Raw genomic sequence first — 21,774 nt, forward strand, 5'->3', positions numbered from 1 at the left:
CGGCCGGCGGGAGCTGACGCGGGTTGGCGAGCGTGCCGGGGTCGACACGGCCGTGCCGGGAGCACCTCCCCCCTTGCGGCGGCGCCCCCGGCACGGTGATCGGCTTACGCCGACCAGTTCGGCGAGCGGCCGAGGAGGCCCACCAGCCGGTCCGTGATCGGCGCGTCCTCCGGCACGTCGACCGGCAGCGCGAACGCCGCTCCCGGGCCGCGGACGTCCGGCGTCGTCGGGTAGTACCGGGCCATCCGGTACGCGGCCGTGGCCGGTTCGGTGTCGAGGGTGCTGTCGACGCCGATCGCGCGGCAGAGGTCCCAGGCGTGCACCAGGTTGTCCACGAAGTGCGCCGCCACGAGCGACTTGCCGGGTCGGAGGCCGTAGCCGGGGAACTCCATCACGCGCTCCAGCACGCCGTCACCGCGGAACGCCTCGGTGACCGCGTCGCTCGCCGCCCGGTACGCGGTGAGCATGTCGTCGCTCGCCGGCTCGGCGACGGGCGCGCCCGTGACGGCCGCGGTGAACGACAGCGTCGACTCGACCTGGTGGCGCAGCAGTTCGTAGACGGTCCAGCCGGCGCACGGCGTCGGGAGGTCCAGGTGGGCCTCGTCGAGGTCCGCCCAGAGCTTCAGGTTCAGGTCGAGTGCCGACCGGTTCAGGTCCAGGAGATCCATGCGTCCATCCACCCCTCAAGTTGTACGAACGATCGTACAATTAGTTTGCCGGTGGTCAAGGGGGTTAGCGTGGACGACGTGAAGGTCGACGGACGCGTGGAGCGCGGCGAGCAGACGCGGCGGCAGATCCTGCGGCGGGCGGCGGAGATCGCCTCGGTGGAAGGTCTGGAAGGGCTGTCGATCGGGCGGCTCGCGGCGGAGCTGGAGATCAGCAAGAGCGGGGTGTTCGCGCACTTCGGGTCGAAGGAGGAGCTGCAGCTCTCGACGGTCCGGGCGGCGGCGAAGATCTTCGTCACGCTGGTCCTGGAGCCCGCGCAGGCCCTGCCGCCCGGGTTGGCGCGGCTGGAACGCCTGCTGGACGGCTGGCTGGCGTACTCGGAGAACCGCACGTTCCCCGGCGGGTGCTTCTTCTACGCGGTGCAGGCCGAGTTCGACGCCCGGCACGGGCGGGTGCGCGACGCGATCGCCGACTACGGGCGGCGGTGGAACGAGGTGGTGCGCGACACCGTGGCCGAGGTCTCCGGTGTGGACGACCCCGAGCAGCTGACGTTCGAGCTGATCGCGTTCCTGGAGATGGCCAACGCGCAGTCCGTGCTGCACGACGACCCGGCCGCGTACCGGCGGGCGCGCGTCGCCGTCCGGAACCGGTTGGCCGAGGCGGCTCAGGCGGCCGGGGCAGGCGCCTCGGCGCGTCGTTGAGCGGCGCGCGTTCACCCGCCGTGCGGCCGACGGCGAAGTTGACCAGGTCGGACAGCGTGCAGCCGACGGCGGCCACCAGGATCACCGCGGCCGGCGGCAGGTCGCCGGACGCGGCCGGCACGCCGCAGCCGATCGGCACGGCCTCGGTCGGCGCGAGCGGCACGACGGCGACCACGAACAGCACCACCAAGGCGGTCATGGTTCGGCAGCGCCACGGGAGCGCCGATCGTCTCCGACCTGTCGGTGTCTTCAGCTTCCCGGCGCGGCGGTCACGCCGACCACGCCCCGTGCCCGCCGCGGCCACCCGACCGGGTGGTCATCGCCACGACCCGCGGTCCCAGCGGTGATGTGATTGATTTCGGCAATTCTTCGAGGTAATGCCTCGGAATCACCAACTTTAGTCGTCATTCCACTGTGTACTGGTCCGGCGCGGTGCTCCGGGCGTACCGTCGAAGTGCATTCCGATAAACGTCAGCGGAATCGCATCGCGTTCTCAGGGGAGGATGATCTCCATGCGTATTTCTCCGCTTCCGGCCCGGATGGCGAAGCTGCTCACCGCGGTCGGTCTGTGCGCCGCCGCGACCGTCGCACCAGCGGCAACGGCAACGGCCTCCACGGGCGCCGCGTGGGACTGCACCGACAACTACATCTGCTTCTTCAAGGGGGCGGACGGCACGGGGGAGCGCTGCCAGTACTCGAAGAGCCATCCCCGGGCGAACGAGATCTGTTCGTGGGGACTGGTCAACGCGCATTCCGTCCGGAACCGGTCGAACGACCGGGTGCACTACTACGCCGAGCACAACTACCGGAGCCGGATCGGCAGCACCGTGGCAGGCGACCAGGGCAACCTCGCCGGCACCTACACGATCCGCTCGCTGAAGTTCGGCTGACCACGACGTCCCGGACGACCGCGGCGGCCGGGGAGGTCATGGCCGCCATGCCGGCCTCGCCGCAACGGGGGCGTGGCGAGGTGCGGAGGGGGTGTCCGGCGCGCCGGACACCCCCGGGCCGTGACTACCGGTTCGCGCGGTTGATCGCGGAGACCAGGGCGCGCAGCGACGCGGACACCGTGGAGCTGTCGATGCCCACGCCCCACAGGACGCGGTCCGCGACGGCGCACTCCAGGTAGGCGGCGGCGCGGGCGTCGTCACCCGACGACATCGCGTGCTCGAAGTAGTCGAGGACGCGGACGTCGTAGCCGATGGTGGCCAGGGCGTCGACGAACGCGGCGATCGGGCCGTTGCCGCTGCCGGTGATCTCCTGCGTCTCGCCGTCGACCACGACCACGGCCTTGATCTTCTCGTGGCCGCTGCCGTCACCGGACACCTTCTGGCGCAGCAGCTTCAGCGGCACGGTGCCGTCCAGGTACTCCTGCGAGAACGAGTCCCACATGTCCTTGGGGCCGATCTCGCCGCCGTGGGTGTCCGTGACCTCCTGGATGACCCGCGAGAACTCCACCTGCAACCGGCGCGGCAGGTCGAGGTGGTGCTCGGTCTTCATCAGGTACGCCACGCCGCCCTTGCCGGACTGCGAGTTGACCCGGATGACGGCCTCGTAGTTGCGGCCGACGTCCTTCGGGTCGATCGGCAGGTACGGGACCTCCCACGGGAACTCGTCCACGTGCGTCCCGGCCGCCTTGGCCGCGTCCTCCAGGGCCTCGAAGCCCTTCTTGATCGCGTCCTGGTGCGAGCCCGAGAACGCGGTGAAGACCAGGTCGCCGCCGTACGGGTGCCGCTCCGGCACCGGCAGCTGGTTGCAGTACTCGACCGTGCGGCGGATCTCGTCGATGTCCGAGAAGTCGATCTGCGGGTCGACGCCCTGGCTGAACATGTTCATGCCCAGCGTCACCAGGCAGACGTTGCCGGTGCGCTCGCCGTTGCCGAACAGGCACCCCTCGATGCGGTCCGCGCCGGCCAGGTAGCCCAGCTCGGCCGCCGCCACGCCGGTGCCCCGGTCGTTGTGCGGGTGCAGCGACAGGATGATCGACTCGCGGCGGGCCAGGTTGCGCGACATCCACTCGATCGAGTCCGCGTAGACGTTCGGCGTGGCCATCTCCACCGTCGCCGGCAGGTTGATGATCAGCGGCTTCGCGGGCGTCGGCTGGATCACCTCCGACACCGCGTCGCAGACCTCCAGCGCGTACGACAGCTCGGTCCCGGTGTACGACTCGGGCGAGTACTCGTACCGGAACTCGGTCTCCGGGTAGAGCTGCTCCTGCTCCAGCGCGAACGCGGCGGCGTCCGTGGCGATCTTCTTGATGCCCTCGCGGTCGGACTTGAACACGACCCGGCGCTGGAGGATGGACGTCGAGTTGTAGAAGTGCACGATCGCCTTGGCCGCGCCGCGCAGCGACTCGAACGTGCGGGTGATCAGCTCGGGCCGGCACTGCGTCAGCACCTGGATGGTGACGTCGGGCGGGATCGCGCCGTCCTCGATGATCTCGCGGACGAAGTCGAAGTCGGTCTGCGACGCGGCCGGGAACCCGACCTCGATCTCCTTGTAGCCCATGCGCACCAGCAGGTCGAACATCTTCCGCTTGCGCGCGGGCGACATGGGGTCGATCAGCGCCTGGTTGCCGTCACGCAGGTCGACGGCGCACCACAGCGGCGCCTTCGTGATCCGCTTCGAGGGCCACGTGCGGTCCGGCACGTCGACCGTCTCGACCTGCTCGTGGAACGGCCGGTAGCGGTGGACGGGCATCGACGTGCCGCGCTGCGTGTTCCACGCGGGCTGGCCGGGGACGGGCCGGGCCGGGGGACGGATGCGGCTGGTGCCGGAGGTGTACGCGTCCGGGCTGGTGGTCATGATCGGGGTGCTCCTGCTGCCGGTGGGATGACGACCGGCGGCAACGCTCGATCCCGCGACGGGGGGCCGGTCTGATCAGACCCCGTCACGGCGGCGAAGCAGGAGGGCACGTGCCATGCCGCACAGGTTAACCGGATTCCGCGATGAGGTGGAACCGCGCGCCCAGATGGTGGAACTTCACCCGCCCGTGTTTCACCCGATCGTGGGTCGGGAATCTTCTTGACATGTCCAGATGGCGAACGTCAACGCGCAGCGGGAACTACACCGCCGCCCGTGTGATCCGCGGTGTCGGCGCGGTGTTCGCGCTCATCGAGGTCCTCTACATCCTGCTGATCCTGTTCGGGGCGAACTCGGCCAACGCGTTCTTCCGATTCGTCCAGCAACTCGCCGAGCCGCTGGCGTTGTTCTTCCCGGGTTTGTTCTCCCTGGGCAACTACAGCCTCGACGTGATCGTCAACTACGGCCTGGCCGCGGTGTTCTGGGTCCTGGTCGCCGGCCTCCTGGCACGTGTCGTAGCACGCTGACGGGTGCCACACTCCCGTCATGGCTGAACACCGGACCGCGGACCACCACTCGGTGCGCACGAAGGTCGTCTCGGTCGTGGCGGGAGTGCTGGGCTGGGCGGGGCTGCTGATCGCGGTGGTCCTGGTCGCGAACGTGCTGCTCACGGTGGGCGGCGCCAACCCGGCCAACTCGATCGCCACGACCGTCGCGACCTGGGCCGACCGGCTCGCGCTCGGCTTCCGCGACCTCTTCACCCCGCAGGACGCCAAGCTCCGCGTGCTCGTGAACCACGGCATCGCGGCGGTGTTCTGGCTGGTCGTCCGGTCACTCGTGCTGAGGCTCGTCCGCCGCCTGGCCTGAGGCCCCGCCCGAAGAGGGGTCCGGGAACGCGGGCCGGCCCCACCGGCCGGTGAAGGCAGTCTCGCTCAACGGCTTGCGCACCCGCGGCCGCCGCTCGCGCGCCTGCAGGTCCTCGGGCAGGTCGGCCACGTCGCCGAGCCGCCCGACCGCGATCACCACCACCGGGCGCACGTCGTCCGGCAGCCCGAACGACTCCCGCACCGCGTCCGGCGAGAACCCGCCCACCTGGTGCGTGACCAGGTCCAGCTCGACGGCCTGCAGCACGAGGTTCTGCACCGCGAGCCCCAACCCGAACTCGGTGTTCGGCATCGGCCCGCGCTCGTCCGCCTCGACCACCGCGCCCACGAGCAGCACGGACGCCCGTCCCGCCCAGTTCCGGTTGCCCGGCCGCAGGGCCGCGAAGATTCGCTCGAACGTGTCATCGCCGCGGTACCCGACGAGGAACCGCGCGGGCTGGGTGTTGCCGTGCGAGGCCGCCCACCGGGCCGCCTCCAGCAGCACGCGCACCGTCTCGGGCGGCACCTCGGCCGTGCCGTCGAACGCCCGGGGGCTCCAGCGGCGCGCGATCAACGGGTTGAGGTCCATCAGATCGCGTACTGCCAGGCCGTGATGGCGTACGCGCCGAACCACGCGCTGAACACCGACACACCCACCAGCACCGCCACCGCCGTGCTCGTCCGCCGCCGCGCCAACGCCAGCGCCACCGGCACGAGCAGCGTGAACGCGGGCAGCAGCAGCCGCGCCTTCGAGTTCATCAGCCCGTTCGACCCGAGGTCCATCACCAGCACGCCCGCCCCGTACACGACCAGCGGCCACGGCGTGCCGCGCCGCGCGCTCAGCACCACCAGCGCCAGCGCCACGACCAGCAACCACACCGTCGCCAGCTCCAGCACCGACCGGGGCTCGCCCAGGATGAGCAGCGCGAACTTCCACGTCGCCGCGCCGCCGTCGAACCGGGAGTCCCAGCCGTCCTGCTGCACCGCGAACCAGCCGTCCCACCGCCCCGTGCGCCCGGCGACGTACGCGAGGTAGCCGAGCAGCCCGAGCGGCGCGACGAGCCCGCCCACCCACGGCCGCCACCCGTCCCGCCGCTGCCACACCGCGACCGCGGCCGCCGCGCACACCGCCAGGATCAGCGCCGCCGCCGTCGGCCGCACCAGCCCCGCCGCCGCGCAGCACACGCCGGCGAGCACCCAGCGCCGCTCCACCACGCCCACCAGCGACCACGCGGCGAGGGCGCAGAACGTGGCCTCCGAGTACGTCATCGACAGCACCACGGCCATCGGCGACGCCGCGAACAGCACCACCAGCACCAGCCCGGCCCGCGGCGACCCGCCGAACACCCGCGACCCGAGCCGCGCCAGCCCGTACGCGCAGAACACGCCGCTGACCAGGCTCACCGCGAACGCCGCGCCGACCGTCGGCACGCCGGGCAGCCCGTCCACCCACCGCACCAGCGTCGGGTAGCCGGGGAAGAACGCCAGCGGCGTCTCCGCCGACCGCCGCCCGAACGCGTCCACGAGCCCGGCCGGGACGTTCGCGTACCCGCCCTCGGCGATGCCCAGGAACCACTGCCCGTCCCACGACGTGAGCGCGCCGGTGACGCTCTTGTCCCACCGGGCCGCCATCAGCTGCAGCGCCAGCAGGCCCAGCTCGCGGACGGCCAGGTAGAGCAGCGCGGGCGCGACCGCCAGGGTGACCCGGTGTCTCGCCGCGCGCGCCAGCGGGCCACGCGCGCCAGGCGCGTCCTCGGGGTCCACGCGAACGGCCTCCAGGGTCGACACGGGGTTGAGAGTAGTGGCCGTCACGGCGGCCGCTGTCCACTCCTTGGGCCAGGTACTCTGCCGGTGAGCTGGGCTTGAAGCACCTGGGAGGAGTGGGTCTGTGGCGCTCGTCGTCCAGAAGTACGGCGGTTCCTCGGTCGGGAGCGCCGAGCGGATCAAACGGGTGGCCGAGCGCATCGTCGCGACCCGCAAAGCCGGCAACGACGTCGTCGTCGCCGTGTCCGCGATGGGCGACACGACCGACGAGCTGCTCGACCTCGCGCGCCAGGTGTCCCCGGTGCCCCCCGCCCGCGAGATGGACATGCTGCTCACGTCCGGTGAGCGCATCTCCATGTCGCTGCTGGCGATGGCGATCAGCTCGCTGGGCGCCGAGGCGCGCTCGTACACCGGCTCGCAGGCCGGCGTGATCACCACGTCCGTGCACGGCAAGGCGCGCATCATCGACGTGACGCCGAGCCGCATCCAGGACGCGCTGTCCGAGGGGGCCATCGCGATCGTCGCGGGCTTCCAGGGCGTCAGCCAGGACAGCAAGGAGATCACCACGCTCGGCCGCGGCGGCACCGACACCACCGCGGTGGCGTTGGCGGCGGCCCTGAAAGCCGACGTGTGCGAGATCTACACCGATGTGGACGGCGTGTTCAGCGCCGACCCCCGCATCGTGCCGAACGCCAAGCGCCTGGAGACCATCACCTACGAGGAGATGCTCGAGATGGCGGCGAGCGGGGCCAAGGTGCTCATGCTGCGCTGCGTCGAGTACGCCCGTCGGTACGGCGTTCCGGTGCACGTCCGATCTTCGTTCAGCAACAAGCCCGGGACCATCGTGTCCGGGTCAGTGGAGGACCTTCCCGTGGAACAGGCGATGATCACCGGCGTCGCGCACGACCGGTCCGAGGCCAAGGTGACCGTGACCGCGGTCCCCGACCTGCCCGGCATGGCGGCGCGGATCTTCCGCGTCGTGGCCGAGGCGGAACTCGACATCGACATGGTCGTGCAGAACGTCTCGCAGGCCGTGTCCGGCCGCACCGACGTGACGTTCACCCTGCCGAAGGACGACGGCCCGCGCGCCGTGGCCGCGTTGGAGAAGGCGCGCGAGGAGATCGGCTTCGACCAGGTGCTGTACGACGAGCACGTGGGCAAGGTGTCGCTGGTGGGCGCGGGCATGCGCTCGCACCCCGGCGTGACCGCGCAGTTCTGCGAGGCGCTGGCCTCCGCCGGCGTCAACATCGAGATCATCTCCACGTCGGAGATCCGGATCTCGGTCATCTGCCGCGACACGCAGCTCGACGACGCGGTGCGTGCCCTGCACGACGCGTTCGAGCTCGGCGGCGACGAAGAAGCTGTGGTGTACGCGGGGAGTGGACGATGAGCCCGGTTCTGGCCCTGGTGGGCGCGACGGGTGCCGTGGGCACCGTCATGATCGACATCATCAACGGCCGGGAGTCCGTGCCGTGGGGTGAGATCCGGCTGATCGCGTCGGCGCGCTCGGCGGGCAAGAAGATCACCGTGCGCGGCGAAGAGCTGACCGTGATCGCCCTGTCGCCCGAGGCGTTCGAGGGCGTGGACATCGCGATGTTCGACGTGCCGGACGAGGTGTCGGCCGAGTGGGCGCCGATCGCCGCGTCGAAGGGCGCGGTCGCCGTGGACAACTCGGGCGCGTTCCGGATGGACCCCGAGGTGCCGCTGGTGGTGCCCGAGGTGAACGCGGACCAGATCTCCGAGCGCCCCAAGGGGATCATCGCCAACCCGAACTGCACGACGCTGTCGATGATGGCGGCGCTCGGCGCCCTGCACCGCGAGTTCGAGCTGCGCGAGCTGGTCGTGGCGTCGTACCAGGCGGCGTCCGGCGGCGGCCAGGCGGCGATCGACCGGCTGTACGCCGAGATCTCGGCGCTGGCGGGCAAGGAGGTCGGCGTCCGCGCGGGCGACGTGCGGGAGACGTTGGAGGCGGCCGGCCTGCCGGTGTCCGACTCGCCGTTCCCCGCGCCGCTGGCGCTGAACGTGGTGCCGTGGGCCGGTTCCCTGAAGGACGAGGGGTGGACCAGCGAGGAGCTGAAGGTCCGCAACGAGTCCCGCAAGATCCTCGGCATCCCGGACCTGAAGGTGTCGGCGACGTGCGTGCGCGTGCCCGTGGTGACGACGCACTCGCTCGCCGTGCACGCGACGTTCGCCCGTGAGGTGACCGTCGAGCAGGCGCACAAGCTGTTCGAGGAGCAGCCGTCACTCGTGCTGGTCGACGACCCGGCGGCGAAGGAGTTCCCGACGCCCGCGGACGTCGTCGGCGAAGACCCGACCTACGTCGGCCGCGTGCGCCAGGCGCTGGACTTCCCGAACACGCTGGACTTCTTCGTGTGCGGCGACAACCTGCGCAAGGGCGCGGCGCTGAACACCTACGAGATCGCCGAGGAACTGGCGAACCGCCTGTAGGCGGTGGTTCGACCCGAGCTACGACCCCGGAGGGGGCGCGGCCTGTTCGCGGGCCGTGCCCCCTCCGTCGTCCGCCGCCGACGTCTCGGACGGGTGACGCGCGCCAGGTAGGTTTCACGGCATGGCGGAGGTAGTGCTCGCGATCGACCTGGGTACCACGGCGACGAAGGTCATCGCGGTGGACCGCGACGCGGGCGTGGTGACGTCGGCGGAGCACGGCTACCCGATGCGCACCACGCCGTCCGGGGAGGCCACCCACGACCCGGTCGAGGTGTGGGGCGCGGCGCTGCGGGCGTTGCGGGAGGTCGCGGCGCAGGGGCACGTGGTGCGGGCGCTGTCGTTGACGGGGGCGTTGCACACCCTGATGGGGCTGGACGCCGCCGGGACGCCCGTCACGCCGTCGTTGTCGTGGGCCGACAACCGGGCGCTGGAGCAGACGGCGCGGCTGCGCGGCACGGCCGAGGGCATCGCGCTGCACCGCGCCACGGGCACCCCCGTCCACACCATGTCGCCGTTGGTGAAGCTGGCGTGGTTCCGCGACCGGGGTTTCACCGCCGAGCGGTGGTGCGGGCTCAAGGACTTCGTGGCGTGGAAGCTCACCGGCGTGCTGGCGACGGAGCACTCGTCGGCGTCCGCGAGCGGGTTGATGGACCTCGTGTCGCTGGACTGGCACCCCGCCGCGCTGGCGTTCGCGGGCGTCCGGCCCGACCAGCTGCCGGAGCTGCGCGCGCCGGTCGACTCGTTCCCGCTGACGTTGGCCGTGCCCGGCCTGCCTGCCGGCATCCCGGTGGTGCTGGGCGGCGGTGACGGGCCGATGGCGAACCTCGGCGTCGGCGCCGTCCTGCCGGGTGTGGCGGCCGTGTCGCTGGGCACGAGCGGCGCGCTGCGCGTGGTCCGCGACCAGCCCGCCGTCGACGAGCGGGGGCGGGTGTTCTGCTACGCCATCGCCGAGGGGCTGTGGGTGCTCGGCGGCGCGGTCAGCAACGGTGGCGTGGTCGCGCAGTGGGCGTCCGAGGCGTTCGGCGTCGAGCTCGGGCCGCTGCTGGACGAGGCCGCAGCCGTGCCGGTCGGCGCGGCCGGTGTGACGGCGCTGCCGTACCTGCTCGGCGAGCGCGCGCCGTGGTGGGACGCGGACGCGACGTCGGCCGTGATCGGGCTGCGGCGCGAGCACGGGCGGGCCGTGATCACCCGGGCGCTGGTCGAGGGCGTGGCGCAGCAGTTGGCGCTGGTGCTCGACGCGGTGCGGTCGGTGGCGGACGTGCACGCGGTGCGCGTGACCGGCGGCGCGTTCCGGAGCGACTTGTGGGCGACGGTCCTGGCGTCCGCGCTCGGGCTGGAGCTGGAGCTGGCGGACGACAGCGAGGGCTCGGGCGTGGGCGCGGCCCTGGTCGGCTGGCGGGCGCTCGGCGAGATCCCGTCCCTGACCGTCGCCGCCGACCTCGTCAAGCCGGTGAAGACGATCGCCCCCGACCCGGCCGCGGTCACCCACTACGCCCGCGCCCGTCCCGCGATCGACCGCCTCTACCAGGCCCTCCGCGACCTGACCTGAGCGGTCGACCCGGCGGGGGCGGTCCCCTCGACCTGAGCCGTCAGCCCGGGCGCGCCGACCGGGTGAAGGGTGAGGCGGGTCAGCCGACCGGGACGGGGCGGGGGCGGCGGCTCAGGAGTTCGGTGCCGGCGGCGATCGCGACCGCACCCGCGCCCGCCACGGCGAAGCCCCAGCCCGGTCCGCCGTGGTCGATGACGACACCGGTCAGCGGCGCGCCCACGGCCACGCCGAGCGTGAACGCGGACCCCTGGAGGCCCATCGCCACGCCGCGCGCCGACGCCGGGGCGTACTTCGTGATCAGCTCGCCGGTCGCGGTGATGGTGGGGGCGCACAGGAAGTTCGTCGGGATCAGGGCGACGGCCAGCCACCACGGCGACCAGCCGAACAGGCCGATCGGCACGGCCAGCAACCCCATGCCGCCCATCAGCGCCCACAACGGGGGCACGCGGTTCAGCCCGCCGTACAGGAACCCGCCGACCAGCGACGACACGCACATCACGGCGACCAGCGCGCCGGTCCACCCGGTCAGCCCGAGGTCGCGCATCGACGCCACCACCGCCACCTCGACGCCCGACAGCACGAACGTCGCACCGCCCGCGCTCATCAGCACGCCGAGCAGCCGCCCGTCCAACCACTCCCGGCGCGGCACGCGTTCGCCGCTCTCGCCCTCGCTCTTGACCGGCGGGTTCACCAGGCACAGCACCGCGCCGAACACGACCATCGCCGCACCGATCGCCCACATCGCGGTCCGGCTGGACGCCTGCGTGGTGAGCGCGACGCCGAGCGCCGGGCCGGCCATGAACGCGACCTCGACGGCCATGGAGTCCATCGCCAGCGCGGTGCGCCTGCGGTCCTCCGGGACGAGCGCGGTGAGGATCTGCCGGCCCAGCGACATGACCGGCATGACGGTGATGCCCGTGACGAAGCACATCACCAGCAGCACGGGGTACGACAGCAGCGGCGCGACGAACCAGAAGACGCCCTCGCTGACCATCGACACGGCGAGCATCGCGCGCAGGCCGCGGCGGTCCACGAGGTGGCCCATCAGCGGCGAGCCGACCGCGATGCCGATCGTGCTCACCGCCCCGACCAGGCCCGCGGCGCCGTAACCGCGCTCCAGGGCCAGCAGGACGTGCATCGTGACCGTCATGCCCGCGGCGGTCGCCGGTATCCGCGCCAGCAGCATCAGCAGCATGAAGCCGGGCACGCGCGGGGTCCGGGAGACGGCCAGGTAGGGAGCGACGTTCACGTCCCTCATCTTCACTCCACGGGGCAACAGGTTTAATCGTTCGTTTTCTTGACCAGTTCAAGAAAGCGTGGTGGAGTGGTGGAGCCATGACCCCAGGACCACGCGAGCTGCTCAAGGACGCCGGGCTGCGCATCACCGCGCCCCGGATCGCGGTGCTCGAATGGCTCGCGGAGCACCCCCACGCCACGGCCGAGCAGGTCGCCGCGAGCGTGCGCGCGAAGTTGGGGTCCGTGTCGACGCAGGCCGTCTACGACGTGCTGCACGCGTGCGAGCGGACCGGGTTGTTGCGCCGGATCGAGCCCGCCGGGCACCCGGCGCGCTACGAGACGCGGACCGGCGACAACCACCACCACCTCGTGTGCCGCGGCTGCGGCCGGACCGAGGACGTCGACTGCGTCCACGGCGCCGCGCCCTGCCTCGAACCGTCGGACGCGGTCGGCTTCGCCGTGGACGAGGCGGAGGTCCTGTTCTGGGGGTTCTGCCCGGACTGTCTGGAGTCCCGGACGGTCTAGGCGCTGACTGCCGCACCCACAGAAGGAGCACCAGCGTGACCGAAGCGCGTCACACCACCAACAACGCAGGCATCCCGGTGGCCAGCGACGACCACTCGTTGACCCTCGGCGCCAACGGCCCGATCCTGCTCCAGGACCACTACCTGATCGAGAAGAACGCCCAGTTCAACCGTGAGCGGGTGCCCGAGCGGGTCGTGCACGCCAAGGGTGGCGGTGCGTTCGGCCACTTCGAGACCACCGAGGACGTCAGCCGCTTCACCAAGGCCGCGCTGTTCCAGCCGGGCGTCAGGACCGAGACGCTGGCGCGCTTCTCCACCGTCGCCGGCGAGCTGGGCTCCCCCGACACGTGGCGCGACCCGCGCGGCTTCGCGCTGAAGTTCTACACGACGCAGGGCAACTACGACATCGTCGGCAACAACACGCCGGTGTTCTTCCTGCGCGACCCGATCAAGTTCCCCGACTTCATCCGCTCGCAGAAGCGCCGCGCCGACACCGGCCGCCGCGACCACGACATGCAGTGGGACTTCTGGACGCTCCAGCCGCAGACCGCGCACCAGGTGACGTGGCTGATGGGCGACCGCGGCATCCCGAAGACGTGGCGGCACCAGAACGGCTACGGCTCGCACACCTACCTGTGGGAGAACGCCGCCGGCGAGCGCTTCTGGGTGAAGTACCACTTCAAGACCGACCAGGGCGTCGAGTGCCTGACGTCCGAGGAGGCCGCGAAGATCGCCGGCGAGGACGCCGACGCGCACCGCGCCGACCTGTGGCACGCCATCGAGCGCGGCGAGTTCCCGTCGTGGACGCTGCACGTGCAGGTCATGCCGTACGCCGACGCGGCGACCTACCGGTTCAACCCGTTCGACCTGACCAAGGTCTGGCCGCACGGCGACTACCCGCTGATCAAGGTCGGCAGGCTGGTCCTCGACCGCAACCCGTCGGACTACTTCGCGGAGATCGAGCAGGCCGCGTTCGAGCCGACGAACCTGGTGCCCGGCATCGGCACGTCGCCGGACAGGATGCTGATCGGCCGCATCTTCTCCTACCCGGACGCGCACCGGTACCGGATCGGCGCGAACTACAACGAGCTCCCGGTGAACCGCCCGAAGTCGCCGGTCAACTCGTACTCCAAGGACGGCGCGATGCGGTTCGCCAACGCCGTCGACCCGGTGTACGCGCCCAACTCCTACGGCGGCCCGCACGCCTCGGCGGAGGCGGCCGGCGAGGTCGCGTCGTCGTACGGCGTGGAGGACGCGGTCACCCGTTCCGCGTACAAGCTGCACGCGGAGGACGACGACTGGGGCCAGGCGGGCACCCTGATCCGCGAGGTCTTCGACGACGCCCAGCGCGAGCGCCTGGTGCGAACGGTGATCGCGCACGCCTCGAACGGCGTGTCCGAGCCCGTGCTGGAGCGCGTGTTCGAGTACTGGCGCAACATCGACAAGGAAACCGGCGACAAGATCGCCGCCGCCTTCGGCAAGTGACCACGAGTTGACCGGGAGGGCCGCCCGGACGACCAGGGCGGCCCTTTCCCTTGTGCCCCATGCACTTCACGCGTGACGCCGGTGCCCTCTGCGCCCACTCCGGGCACACCGGTCCGGCCGTGCGTCACGCCGTCTCGGGGATGTCCTGCCGCGTGTTCGCGAGCGCGAGCCCGGTGCGCAGCGCGCCGACGGCCTCCGCCACCGCCTCCCGGAACACGCCGCCCACCCCGAGGATGTTGGCGTACCCGTGGAACAGGCCCTCGTGCCGCCGCAGCACCACCGGCACGCCCTGCTCGGCCAGCTTCCGCGCGAACGCCTCGCCCTCGTCCCGCAGCGGGTCGAACCCGGCGGTCGCCAGGTACGTCGGCGGCAGCCCGCTCAGGTCCTCCGCCAGCAGCACCGACAGCCGCGGGTCGGTGTGCGCCTCGCGTGACGGCGCGTAGTGGTCGAGGAACCAGTCCATCTTCCGGTCGGTGAGGAAGAACCCGTCGCCGAACAGCTCCCGCGACCGCCGCCGCACCGACGCGTCCACCGCCGGGTAGAACAGCAGCAGGAACACCGGCTTCACGGCGGAGGACGCGTGCAGCGCCGTCACGGCGGCCAGGTTGCCGCCCGCGCTGTCGCCGCCGAGCGCGATCCGGCGCGGGTCCGCCTTCAGCTCGGACGCGTGCGCGACGGCGTACTCGAACGCGGTCTGCGCGTCGTCGGCCGCGGCCGGGAACGGGTGCTCCGGCGCGAGCCGGTAGTCCGCGGACAGCACCCGCACGCCCGCCTCGACGGCGAGGTACCGGCACAGGTTGTCGTGGCTGTCGAGGCTGCCGCTGACCCACCCGCCGCCGTGGTAGAAGACCAGCAGCGGCGAGCCGTCGGCCAACCCGGTGGGCTCGTAGAACCGGCCCGGCACGCCGTCCAGCGACAGCGCCCGCACGGCCACGCCGTCGATCACGGGGCCGCAGACCAGCGCCGTGCTGCGGGTGAGCGCGAGCCGGTTGGCGGCGGGCGTGGTCGTCTGCCAGTCCTCGCCGCTGAGCTGCTGCAACCTCAGCAGGAGCTGGGCTTCGGGGTGGAGCCGCTGGCCGTCGACGGTGATCGGGCGGCCGGCGATGAGCCTGCGCAGCGGCGCGGGCAGGCCGAACACGAAGCGCAGGGCGCCGGCGAGGACGCCGGGGGAGAGCGATTCGGCGAGCTTCGACATGGGCCGCACGTTACTCGTCGGTAGGCACCGAAGCGAGCGTTGGACCTCGACTTAGGTGCAGGTGGCAGGATCGGACACCATGACGGTCACGGTGGTGGGCATCGGCGGGTCACTCCGCCCCAACTCGCAGTCCGAGCGCGCGATGCGGATCGTGCTGGAGGGCGCGATCAGCGCGGGCGCGAAGGTCGTCGAGGTCTCCGGGCCCGACCTGGTGCTGCCGTTCTACGACCCGTCCGTCCCCGAACGGCCCGAGAACGCCCGCCGGCTGGTGGAGGCCCTGCGGCAGGCCGACGGCGTGGTCCTGGTGTCGCCGGGCTACCACGGCACGGTGTCCGGCCTGGTCAAGAACGCGCTGGACTACGTGGAGGACCTGCGCGGCGACGAGCGCCCCTACCTCGACGGCCGCGCGGTCGGCTGCGTCGCGGCGGCGCAGGGCTGGCAGGCGTCCGTGACGACGCTCACGGCGTTGCGCTCGATCGTGCACGCGCTGCGCGGCTGGCCGACGCCGCTGGGCGCGGCGGTGAACTCGCGGGAGGTCGAGTTCGACCTGGAAGGCGGCTGCACGGTGCCGTCCGTGGCCGAGCAACTTCGCACGATCGGGCGACAGGTGACGGAGTTCGCCGTGTCGAGGTCCAGCTGACGGGGTACGCGGTGTGAGGCGTGAGCTGCCACACGACGGGGTGTGGTCCGGCTTCGGCCGGGTGTTGGGTTGAGTCCGCAGACCCATGACCAGCTCAAAGGAGAGCGTTCACCATGCAGGTGCTCTACACGGCGGAAGCAGTCGCGGTCGGCGACGGCCGCAACGGCGAGGTCCGTTCCACCGACGGCGTGATCGACGAGCAGCTGGCCACCCCCCAGGAGCTGGGTGGCCCCGGCGGTGACAAGACCAACCCGGAGCAGTTGTTCGCGGCCGGTTACGCGGCGTGCTTCCACAGCGCCCTGAAGGTGGCCGCGCGGCAGGCCAAGGTCCGGATCGGCGAGACGACCGTGACGGCCAAGGTCCACCTCGGCCCCAACGGCAGCGGCGGCTTCCAGCTCGCCGCCGAGCTGGCGACGCACATCCCCGGCGTCGAGCAGGACGTGGCCGACGGCCTGGTCGCCGCGGCCCACCAGCTCTGCCCGTACTCCAACGCCACGCGCGGGAACATCGAGGTGGCCCTCACGACCACCGTCTGAAGGAGGCGTCAGATCCGATGAGCAAGTCTCCGACGAGCAAGTCACCCATCACCAGTTCGCTGTCCGAGGCCGACCGGGCCTCGGTCGGCGCGGTGCTGCAGGCGACCCTGGTCGACCTGATCGACCTGTCCCTGGTGGCCAAGCAGGCGCACTGGAACGTGGTCGGCAAGAACTTCCGCAGCGTGCACCTCCAGCTGGACGAGCTGGTGACCACCGCCCGCACGTACACCGACGAGGTCGCCGAACGCGCCGCGGCGCTGGGCATCTCGCCCGACGGCAAGGCGCGGACCGTGGCGGACGGTTCGGGCGTGCCGGAGTTCCCGAACGGGTGGTTGAAGGAGGACGAGGTCGTCGCGGCGGTCGTGACCGCGCTGGGCGAGCTGGTCCAGCGGCTGCGCGGCCGGATCGACGAGACGGACAAGTCGGACCTGGTCACGCAGGACCTGCTGATCGAGATCACCAAGAACCTCGAGCAGGCGCACTGGATGTGGCAGGCGCAGCAGGCCTGACCCGCCGTGCCCCGGACGTCCGCCTGGACGTCCGGGGCACGTCCCACAGCAGTTCGACGGCCCGCTCCTCCAGCTCCCGGGCCTGGTCGACGAGCGCCGGCGCCCGCGGGCGGGCTAGAGCACCCGCCGGGCGAACGCGACCTCCGCGGCGGTCTGCCGGATGACCTCCGCGACCACCAGCGAGCCGTGGCCCGCGTCGTACCGGTACACCTCGTACGCGCCGCCGCGCTCGGCGAGCCGGTCCAGGTAGTTGTCGATCTGCCGGATCGGGCAGCGCGGGTCGTTCTCGCCCGCCAGCACCAGCACGGGCGCCCGCACGGCGTCCACGTACGTCAGCGGCGAGCACTCGCGGTACCGGTCGGGCAGCTCCTCCGGCGACCCGCCGAACAGCGCCCGGTCGAACGCCCGCAGCGGCTCCATCTCGTCCTCGTACGCGGCCAGGTAGTCGGCCACCGGCACGCCCGCGACGCCCGCCGCCCACCGCTCCGGCTGCGTGCCCAGCGCGAGCAGCGTCAGGTACCCGCCCCACGACGCGCCGTTGACGACGCACTTCGCCGGGTCCGCGAAACCGGACTCGACGGCCCAGTCGTGCACCGCGGCCACGTCCTCCAGCTCGGTCAGCCCCGGCCGGCCCTCGATCGCGTCACGCCACTGCGAGCCGTACCCGGTGGAGCCGCGGTAGTTCACGTGCACCACGGCGAACCCGGCGTCCAGCCACACCGCGCGGTAGGCGGAGAACCGGTCCTCGTCCGCCGAGTGCGGCCCGCCGTGCAGGTGGAACACGGTCGGCAGCGGGCCGTCGGGCGCGCCCTCGGGACGGGCCACGAGCGCGTGCACGTCACCCACGAACACGTCGGTCAGGTCGACGGACGGCGGCGCCTTGTGGCCGGGCGGCTCCAGCAGCACGCGCTCGTCGCCGTCCACGTCGAGCACCCGCACCACGCCCGGCCGCGCGGCCGACGACCACGCGTACTCCACCGCGCCGTCCGGCCGCACGTTCGCGCCGCTGACCGTCCCGTGCGGGGTGTCGAGGGCGTGCAGCGCGCCGGTGGCGAGGTCGTAGCGGTGCAGCGTGTTGCGCGCCTGGAACGTGTGCACGACCAGCAGCGACCGCGCGTCCGGGTACCAGTCGGCGCTGATCTCGCCGGGCAGGTCGATGACGACCTCGGTCTCGGTGTCGGCGGCGACGTCCCAGATCAGCAGCTCCTCCCGACCGCGCCGCTCGTGGCCGACCAGCAGCCGGTTGTCGCCGCGCACCGGGCTGAACGCGACCGCCTCCAGGCCCTTGCCGGGGCCGTCCCACTTCTCCGCGACCTTCTCGCCGGACGGCGTCACCACGCGCAGCGCGGCGTGCCGGTTGTCGCCGTGCTCCGAGTGCGACAGCACCACCAGCGTCTCGTCCTTGGACAGCGCGGACACGCCGCCGTCGTTCTCGTGGGCGTAGATCACCTCGGCCGGGCCGCCGTCGCGCGAGACGTACACCGTGGTGCCGTCGTCGGTGGACGTGCCGACCACGACCACCGAGTGCCCGATCTCCAGCCCCGCGGGGTACGCCTCCGGCACGCCGTCCACGGCGGGCTTCGGCGAGCCGGCGGGCGCGAACGGCTCGCTCACCCACGTGCCGAACTCGTCGCCGTCGGTGTCGTTGAACCACCAGATGGTCTCGCCGTCCGGGCTCAGCGCGCCGTGCGACGTGCCGTTCGGGCGGTCGGTGACCTTGCGGTGGGTGTCGGTCGCCCGGTCCCAGGCGTAGATCTCCCACACACCGCTGGAGTTCGACAGGTACAGGTTGCGGTCCGGCGCGTCGTCCGCCCAGCCGGGCAGGCTCACGCGCGCGGCCGTGAAGCGGGCGCGCCAGCGGGCCTCGGTCTCGGCGTCGGCGAACAGCTGGTCGGGCACTTCGGCGGTCGGGTGCGTCGTCACGCCACCGATCCTGCCGGCTTCCGGGCGGTGACCAGGTAGTAGTCGAGCAAGCCCTGGTCGGCGGCCCGGAGGAAGTTGCGGTCCCACCGGTCCGGCTCGGGTCCCAGCTCCAGCCACCGGTCCAGCCCCCGCCACACGTGCTCGCCGATGGCGCGCGCGGTCACCCCGGCGAACCCGGCCGCGCGCAGGTGGTCCAGCACCGCGTCGACGGGGTGGGCGAGGTCGAGGCCGGTGGCGAACGTGCGCAGCAGCGCGGCGAGCCGCGGGCCGGCGTCCGCGTCGCGGGCGAGGAACGTGGTCAGGGCGAACCGTCCGCCGGGCACCAGCACGCGGGCGCTCTCGCGGGCGAACCCGGCGACGTCCTCGAAGTGCTGGGCGGCCTCCACGGACAGCACGGCGTCGAACGACGAGTCGGGGAACGGCAGGTCGTGCGCCGCGCCCCGGACGAACGCGACGCGCGGGTCGTCGACGGCCTCGGCCGCCCGCGCGACCTGCTCGGGCACCACGTCGACGCCGCGGACCAGCGCGGGCTCGCGGCGCACCACGCGCAGCGCGCCCAGGCCGTGCCCGGAGCCGACTTCGAGCACCCGGTCGCCGGCGCGCGCCGGGAGGGCGTCGAGGACCACGTCGTACAGGGCTTCCTGGGTGGCGACGCGCTGGTCGACGGTGAGCCCGCCGGTCAGGTCGACGTCGCGCCAGTACCCGAAGTTGATGAAGCCGCCGGCGAACACCGGCAGCGCCGCCAGGTCGCCCGTGCCGTACACCCGTCGGCGCAGTTCCGCCCGCTCCGCGTCGTCTGCCATCCGACGATCATGCCGAGCCGCGCGGCCGTCACCCGCTTGGCGTAGTGGAAACTGACGAAAGTTCACTTGATCGGTGCAGTAGAGAATTAGACAACAGCGAGGAGTTAGTTTCGTAACGTCGACGCTCGTCCGAACGAATCACGAGTTACACGGTGGTGTGACGGCAGGGGAGGTCTGACCGATGATCGAGAACACGGTTCGGCAGGGCGGTCGCGTCGGGTGCGTCGACGCCCTGGGTCGTCGGAGGACCCTCGAGGTGTCGCTCACCGAGGAGGGCAACGTCTGCATCCACACCCCGCCCGGCGAGTCCGCGAAGCTCGACTGGCACGAGGTCGGCGAGCTGCTGCGCCGGCTCGCGGAGCTGCGCCCGCACGTGAAGTGACCGCCGCGATCGGGGCGGCCCGGTGAGCACCGCGGCCTGTCCGCCCCTGTCCGGCTCCTCAGCCGCCGCGTCGCCCGCGCAGCAGCGGCAGGAACACCTCGTCCACGATCTCCACGATCGTGGCGTCCGGCACGGTGGCGAGACCCCGTGTCACGTACTCGTTGCGCAGCAGCACGACCGGCACCGTCGCGACCCGCGGGTGCAGCGCCTCCGGTGACGCCTCGCCCCGCGCGACCGCCCGTCCCAGCACCGTCAGCCACATCCCCGCGCCGCCGTCGCCGAACTGGCTCTGCAGCTGCGCCAGCAGTTCCGGCTCGTCGCCGATCCCCGCCAGCAGCCCGCGCAGCACGTCACCGTGCGGCGAGGCGAGGTCGGAGTTGATCCGGCGCAGCAGTTCGAGCACGTCGGCGCGCAGGTCGCCGGTGTCCGGCGGGCGCAGCTCGACCTCCACCAGCTGCCGGTAGGCGGCGACGGCGAGCGCGGCGCGGTTCGGCCAGCGCCGGTAGATCGCGTTCTTGTTGGTGCCCGCGCGCCGGGCGACGCGGTCCATGGTGAGCCCGGCGTACCCCGACTCGGTCAGCTCCTCGGCCGCCGCGCGCAGGATCGCCTCCTCCAGCGCCGCGCCACGGCGCCTGGTCGCACCTTCCACCCGTTCCTCCCCGGTACTGCGGGTACCTTACCGAAGTTGTTGACGCGCGCCATCTCCTTCCCGATAAGGTACGTTCGGTACCCTAACTGGGAGGTTGACCATGCGAGCCAGGGGCATCACCTACGACACCGGGTTCATCAACCGGGGCGTGAGCACGCGCCCGTCGTTCGACCCCGCCGACGTGCGGGAGGACATGCGGGTCATCCGCGAGGAGCTGCACTGCACGGCGGTGCGCGTCACCGGCGGCGACGTCGACCGGCTCGACCTGGCCGCCTCGATCGCGGCGGACGTGGGCCTGGAGGTGTGGTTCGGCCCGTTCACCTGCGACCTCACCCGGGACGAACTGCTGGACGTGCTGGCCGACTGCGCCACCCGCGCCGAGCGGCTGCGCGTGGCGGGCGCGGAGGTCGTCGTCGTCACCGGCGCCGAGCTGAGCCTGTTCACCAGGGGTTTCCTGCCCGGCGACGACCTCGACGCGCGGCTCGGGCTGCTCGCCGACCCGGACCGGCTGGTCGCCGCGCTGCCCGCCGTCCCCGCGCGGATCAACGACTTCCTCGGCCGGGCCGTCGCCGTGGTGCGCGAGAGGTTCGGCGGCCGGGTCGCCTACGCGTCCATCCCGTTCGAGGGCGTCGACTGGACGCCGTTCGACTTCGTCGGCGTCGACCTCTACCGGACGGCGGAGATCGCCGACCACTTCGCGCCGGCCGTGCGCCGGCTGGTGGCGTCCGGCAAGCCCGTGGCGATCACCGAGTTCGGCAGCGCGACGTTCGCGGGCGCGTCGGCGCGGGGCGCGCGGGGCGGGATGATCGTCGTGTACGAGGACGTGCGGCCGGTCGGGCTCGACGGCGACTACGCGCGTGACGAGGCCGAACAGGCCGCGGTGATCCGGGAACTGCTGGACGTCTTCGCGGCGGAGGGCGTCGACAGCGCGTTCCTGTGCACCTTTGCGTGCCACCACCTGCCGCACCGTCCCGACGACCCGCGCCGCGACCTCGACCTGGGCGGCTACGGCGTGGTGAAGGTGCTGGACGACGGCACGTGGCAGCCGAAAGCCGCGTTCGCCGCCGTCGCCGACCACTACCGGCGCGGCTAAACCGGT

Annotated in this window: 23 protein-coding genes; 14 read left to right on the forward strand and 9 right to left on the reverse strand. The window is 72.2% G+C overall.

All coding sequences use genetic code 11. From position 1 onward, the window contains the following. Positions 1-104: 104 nt before the first annotated feature. The gene (locus tag ACRAKH_RS01290) at positions 105-668 is read right to left on the reverse strand and encodes a TIGR03086 family metal-binding protein (RefSeq protein WP_380721758.1); all 564 of its coding nucleotides are present in this window, start codon (positions 666-668) and stop codon (positions 105-107) included. A 78-nt stretch (positions 669-746) separates the two neighbouring features. On the opposite strand from ACRAKH_RS01290, the gene ACRAKH_RS01295 reads away from it, so the two are divergent. Both ACRAKH_RS01295 and ACRAKH_RS01300 read left to right on the forward strand, forming a co-directional pair. Then, complete coding sequence (locus ACRAKH_RS01295) at positions 747-1,367, forward strand: TetR/AcrR family transcriptional regulator (protein ID WP_447009949.1); 621 nt, start codon at positions 747-749, stop codon at positions 1,365-1,367. Positions 1,368-1,906: 539 nt separating this feature from the next. Then, a complete protein-coding gene (locus tag ACRAKH_RS01300; protein WP_380721762.1) occupies positions 1,907-2,257 on the forward strand; it encodes a peptidase inhibitor family I36 protein in 351 nt (116 codons plus the stop codon). A gap of 124 nt (positions 2,258-2,381) precedes the next feature. Here ACRAKH_RS01300 and leuA read toward each other — a convergent pair whose 3' ends face one another. Continuing rightward, on the reverse strand, positions 2,382-4,172 hold the full coding sequence (leuA, locus tag ACRAKH_RS01305; protein WP_380721764.1) for a 2-isopropylmalate synthase: 1,791 nt from the start codon (positions 4,170-4,172) through the stop codon (positions 2,382-2,384). 224 nt (positions 4,173-4,396) lie between these two features. Between leuA and ACRAKH_RS01310 the strand changes: the two genes are divergently transcribed. Further along, positions 4,397-4,696 (forward strand): hypothetical protein, encoded by a 300-nt coding sequence (locus ACRAKH_RS01310; protein WP_380721766.1) that lies wholly within the window; start codon positions 4,397-4,399, stop codon positions 4,694-4,696. A 19-nt stretch (positions 4,697-4,715) separates the two neighbouring features. After that, entirely contained in the window at positions 4,716-5,036 is a 321-nt protein-coding gene (locus tag ACRAKH_RS01315) for a hypothetical protein (RefSeq protein ID WP_380721768.1), read from the forward strand. Here ACRAKH_RS01315 and ACRAKH_RS01320 read toward each other — a convergent pair. Next, positions 5,001-5,621 carry a nitroreductase family protein gene (locus tag ACRAKH_RS01320; protein ID WP_380721770.1) on the reverse strand — a complete coding sequence of 207 codons (621 nt, stop codon included), beginning with the start codon at positions 5,619-5,621 and terminating at the stop codon, positions 5,001-5,003. The two genes, ACRAKH_RS01315 and ACRAKH_RS01320, sit on opposite strands and share 36 nt — an antisense overlap. Beyond that, entirely contained in the window at positions 5,621-6,820 is a 1,200-nt protein-coding gene (locus ACRAKH_RS01325) for a hypothetical protein (RefSeq protein WP_380721772.1), read from the reverse strand. Before ACRAKH_RS01325 ends, ACRAKH_RS01320 begins: the two co-directional genes overlap by 1 nt. 100 nt (positions 6,821-6,920) lie before the next feature. On the opposite strand from ACRAKH_RS01325, the gene ACRAKH_RS01330 reads away from it, so the two are divergent. From ACRAKH_RS01330 to ACRAKH_RS01340, 3 genes are all read left to right on the forward strand, one after another. Further along, positions 6,921-8,186 carry an aspartate kinase gene (locus ACRAKH_RS01330; RefSeq protein ID WP_380721774.1) on the forward strand — a complete coding sequence of 422 codons (1,266 nt, stop codon included), beginning with the start codon at positions 6,921-6,923 and terminating at the stop codon, positions 8,184-8,186. Further along, on the forward strand, positions 8,183-9,244 hold the full coding sequence (locus ACRAKH_RS01335; protein ID WP_380721776.1) for an aspartate-semialdehyde dehydrogenase: 1,062 nt from the start codon (positions 8,183-8,185) through the stop codon (positions 9,242-9,244). The genes ACRAKH_RS01330 and ACRAKH_RS01335 overlap by 4 nt, the downstream gene beginning before the upstream one ends. Before the next feature lie 121 nt (positions 9,245-9,365). Then, positions 9,366-10,793 (forward strand): gluconokinase, encoded by a 1,428-nt coding sequence (locus ACRAKH_RS01340; protein ID WP_380721778.1) that lies wholly within the window; start codon positions 9,366-9,368, stop codon positions 10,791-10,793. A 79-nt stretch (positions 10,794-10,872) separates the two neighbouring features. On the opposite strand, the gene ACRAKH_RS01345 is transcribed toward ACRAKH_RS01340, so the two are convergent. Continuing rightward, entirely contained in the window at positions 10,873-12,051 is a 1,179-nt protein-coding gene (locus ACRAKH_RS01345) for an MFS transporter (protein WP_380721781.1), read from the reverse strand. Positions 12,052-12,128: 77 nt separating this feature from the next. Here ACRAKH_RS01345 and ACRAKH_RS01350 point away from each other — a divergent pair, with 77 nt between their 5' ends. Both ACRAKH_RS01350 and ACRAKH_RS01355 read left to right on the forward strand, forming a co-directional pair. Continuing rightward, complete coding sequence (locus tag ACRAKH_RS01350) at positions 12,129-12,554, forward strand: Fur family transcriptional regulator (protein ID WP_380721783.1); 426 nt, start codon at positions 12,129-12,131, stop codon at positions 12,552-12,554. A gap of 35 nt (positions 12,555-12,589) precedes the next feature. Next, on the forward strand, positions 12,590-14,038 hold the full coding sequence (locus tag ACRAKH_RS01355; RefSeq protein ID WP_380721785.1) for a catalase: 1,449 nt from the start codon (positions 12,590-12,592) through the stop codon (positions 14,036-14,038). Between the two features lie 124 nt (positions 14,039-14,162). On the opposite strand, the gene ACRAKH_RS01360 is transcribed toward ACRAKH_RS01355, so the two are convergent. Further along, a complete protein-coding gene (locus ACRAKH_RS01360; RefSeq protein ID WP_380721787.1) occupies positions 14,163-15,233 on the reverse strand; it encodes an alpha/beta hydrolase in 1,071 nt (356 codons plus the stop codon). Positions 15,234-15,312: 79 nt separating this feature from the next. Between ACRAKH_RS01360 and ACRAKH_RS01365 the strand changes: the two genes are divergently transcribed. The 3 genes from ACRAKH_RS01365 (at position 15,313) to ACRAKH_RS01375 (ending at position 16,918) form a co-directional block, all read left to right on the forward strand. Next, complete coding sequence (locus tag ACRAKH_RS01365) at positions 15,313-15,873, forward strand: NADPH-dependent FMN reductase (RefSeq protein ID WP_380721789.1); 561 nt, start codon at positions 15,313-15,315, stop codon at positions 15,871-15,873. Positions 15,874-15,986: 113 nt separating this feature from the next. Further along, a complete protein-coding gene (locus tag ACRAKH_RS01370) occupies positions 15,987-16,409 on the forward strand; it encodes an organic hydroperoxide resistance protein (RefSeq protein WP_380721791.1) in 423 nt (140 codons plus the stop codon). Between the two features lie 17 nt (positions 16,410-16,426). Further along, a complete protein-coding gene (locus ACRAKH_RS01375) occupies positions 16,427-16,918 on the forward strand; it encodes a Dps family protein (protein WP_380721793.1) in 492 nt (163 codons plus the stop codon). A 114-nt stretch (positions 16,919-17,032) separates the two neighbouring features. Here the strand turns inward: ACRAKH_RS01375 and ACRAKH_RS01380 are convergent, their stop codons facing one another. Then, positions 17,033-18,841: a prolyl oligopeptidase family serine peptidase gene (locus ACRAKH_RS01380; protein WP_380721795.1), complete on the reverse strand. Its 1,809-nt coding sequence runs from the start codon at positions 18,839-18,841 to the stop codon at positions 17,033-17,035. Then, positions 18,838-19,644: a class I SAM-dependent methyltransferase gene (locus tag ACRAKH_RS01385; protein WP_447009571.1), complete on the reverse strand. Its 807-nt coding sequence runs from the start codon at positions 19,642-19,644 to the stop codon at positions 18,838-18,840. Before ACRAKH_RS01385 ends, ACRAKH_RS01380 begins: the two co-directional genes overlap by 4 nt. A gap of 181 nt (positions 19,645-19,825) precedes the next feature. On the opposite strand from ACRAKH_RS01385, the gene ACRAKH_RS01390 reads away from it, so the two are divergent. Continuing rightward, the gene (locus ACRAKH_RS01390) at positions 19,826-20,026 is read left to right on the forward strand and encodes a hypothetical protein (RefSeq protein WP_380721799.1); all 201 of its coding nucleotides are present in this window, start codon (positions 19,826-19,828) and stop codon (positions 20,024-20,026) included. Between the two features lie 58 nt (positions 20,027-20,084). Here the strand turns inward: ACRAKH_RS01390 and ACRAKH_RS01395 are convergent, their stop codons facing one another. Then, positions 20,085-20,675, reverse strand: a complete 591-nt coding sequence (locus ACRAKH_RS01395) for a TetR/AcrR family transcriptional regulator (protein ID WP_380721801.1) — start codon at positions 20,673-20,675, stop codon at positions 20,085-20,087. Between the two features lie 100 nt (positions 20,676-20,775). Here ACRAKH_RS01395 and ACRAKH_RS01400 point away from each other — a divergent pair, with 100 nt between their 5' ends. After that, positions 20,776-21,768, forward strand: a complete 993-nt coding sequence (locus ACRAKH_RS01400; protein WP_380721803.1) for a hypothetical protein — start codon at positions 20,776-20,778, stop codon at positions 21,766-21,768. Positions 21,769-21,774 lie beyond the last annotated feature (6 nt).

The sequence above is a fragment of the Saccharothrix hoggarensis genome, assembly GCF_052936025.1.

Excerpts from the sequence above, each read along its gene's own strand:
- ACRAKH_RS01310 (WP_380721766.1), top strand. The coding sequence starts at position 4,397 with ATGTCCAGATGGCGAACGTCAACGCGCAGCGGGAACTACACCGCCGCC.
- ACRAKH_RS01400 (WP_380721803.1), top strand. The coding sequence starts at position 20,776 with ATGCGAGCCAGGGGCATCACCTACGACACCGGGTTCATCAACCGGGGC.
- ACRAKH_RS01315 (WP_380721768.1), top strand. The coding sequence starts at position 4,716 with ATGGCTGAACACCGGACCGCGGACCACCACTCGGTGCGCACGAAGGTC.
- ACRAKH_RS01385 (WP_447009571.1), bottom strand. The coding sequence starts at position 19,644 with ATGGCAGACGACGCGGAGCGGGCGGAACTGCGCCGACGGGTGTACGGC.
- ACRAKH_RS01290 (WP_380721758.1), bottom strand. The coding sequence starts at position 668 with ATGGATCTCCTGGACCTGAACCGGTCGGCACTCGACCTGAACCTGAAG.
- ACRAKH_RS01335 (WP_380721776.1), top strand. The coding sequence starts at position 8,183 with ATGAGCCCGGTTCTGGCCCTGGTGGGCGCGACGGGTGCCGTGGGCACC.
- ACRAKH_RS01340 (WP_380721778.1), top strand. The coding sequence starts at position 9,366 with ATGGCGGAGGTAGTGCTCGCGATCGACCTGGGTACCACGGCGACGAAG.
- ACRAKH_RS01360 (WP_380721787.1), bottom strand. The coding sequence starts at position 15,233 with ATGTCGAAGCTCGCCGAATCGCTCTCCCCCGGCGTCCTCGCCGGCGCC.
- ACRAKH_RS01300 (WP_380721762.1), top strand. The coding sequence starts at position 1,907 with ATGGCGAAGCTGCTCACCGCGGTCGGTCTGTGCGCCGCCGCGACCGTC.
- ACRAKH_RS01350 (WP_380721783.1), top strand. The coding sequence starts at position 12,129 with ATGACCCCAGGACCACGCGAGCTGCTCAAGGACGCCGGGCTGCGCATC.
- ACRAKH_RS01370 (WP_380721791.1), top strand. The coding sequence starts at position 15,987 with ATGCAGGTGCTCTACACGGCGGAAGCAGTCGCGGTCGGCGACGGCCGC.
- leuA (WP_380721764.1), bottom strand. The coding sequence starts at position 4,172 with ATGACCACCAGCCCGGACGCGTACACCTCCGGCACCAGCCGCATCCGT.
- ACRAKH_RS01365 (WP_380721789.1), top strand. The coding sequence starts at position 15,313 with ATGACGGTCACGGTGGTGGGCATCGGCGGGTCACTCCGCCCCAACTCG.
- ACRAKH_RS01320 (WP_380721770.1), bottom strand. The coding sequence starts at position 5,621 with ATGGACCTCAACCCGTTGATCGCGCGCCGCTGGAGCCCCCGGGCGTTC.
- ACRAKH_RS01390 (WP_380721799.1), top strand. The coding sequence starts at position 19,826 with ATGATCGAGAACACGGTTCGGCAGGGCGGTCGCGTCGGGTGCGTCGAC.
- ACRAKH_RS01375 (WP_380721793.1), top strand. The coding sequence starts at position 16,427 with ATGAGCAAGTCTCCGACGAGCAAGTCACCCATCACCAGTTCGCTGTCC.
- ACRAKH_RS01345 (WP_380721781.1), bottom strand. The coding sequence starts at position 12,051 with ATGAGGGACGTGAACGTCGCTCCCTACCTGGCCGTCTCCCGGACCCCG.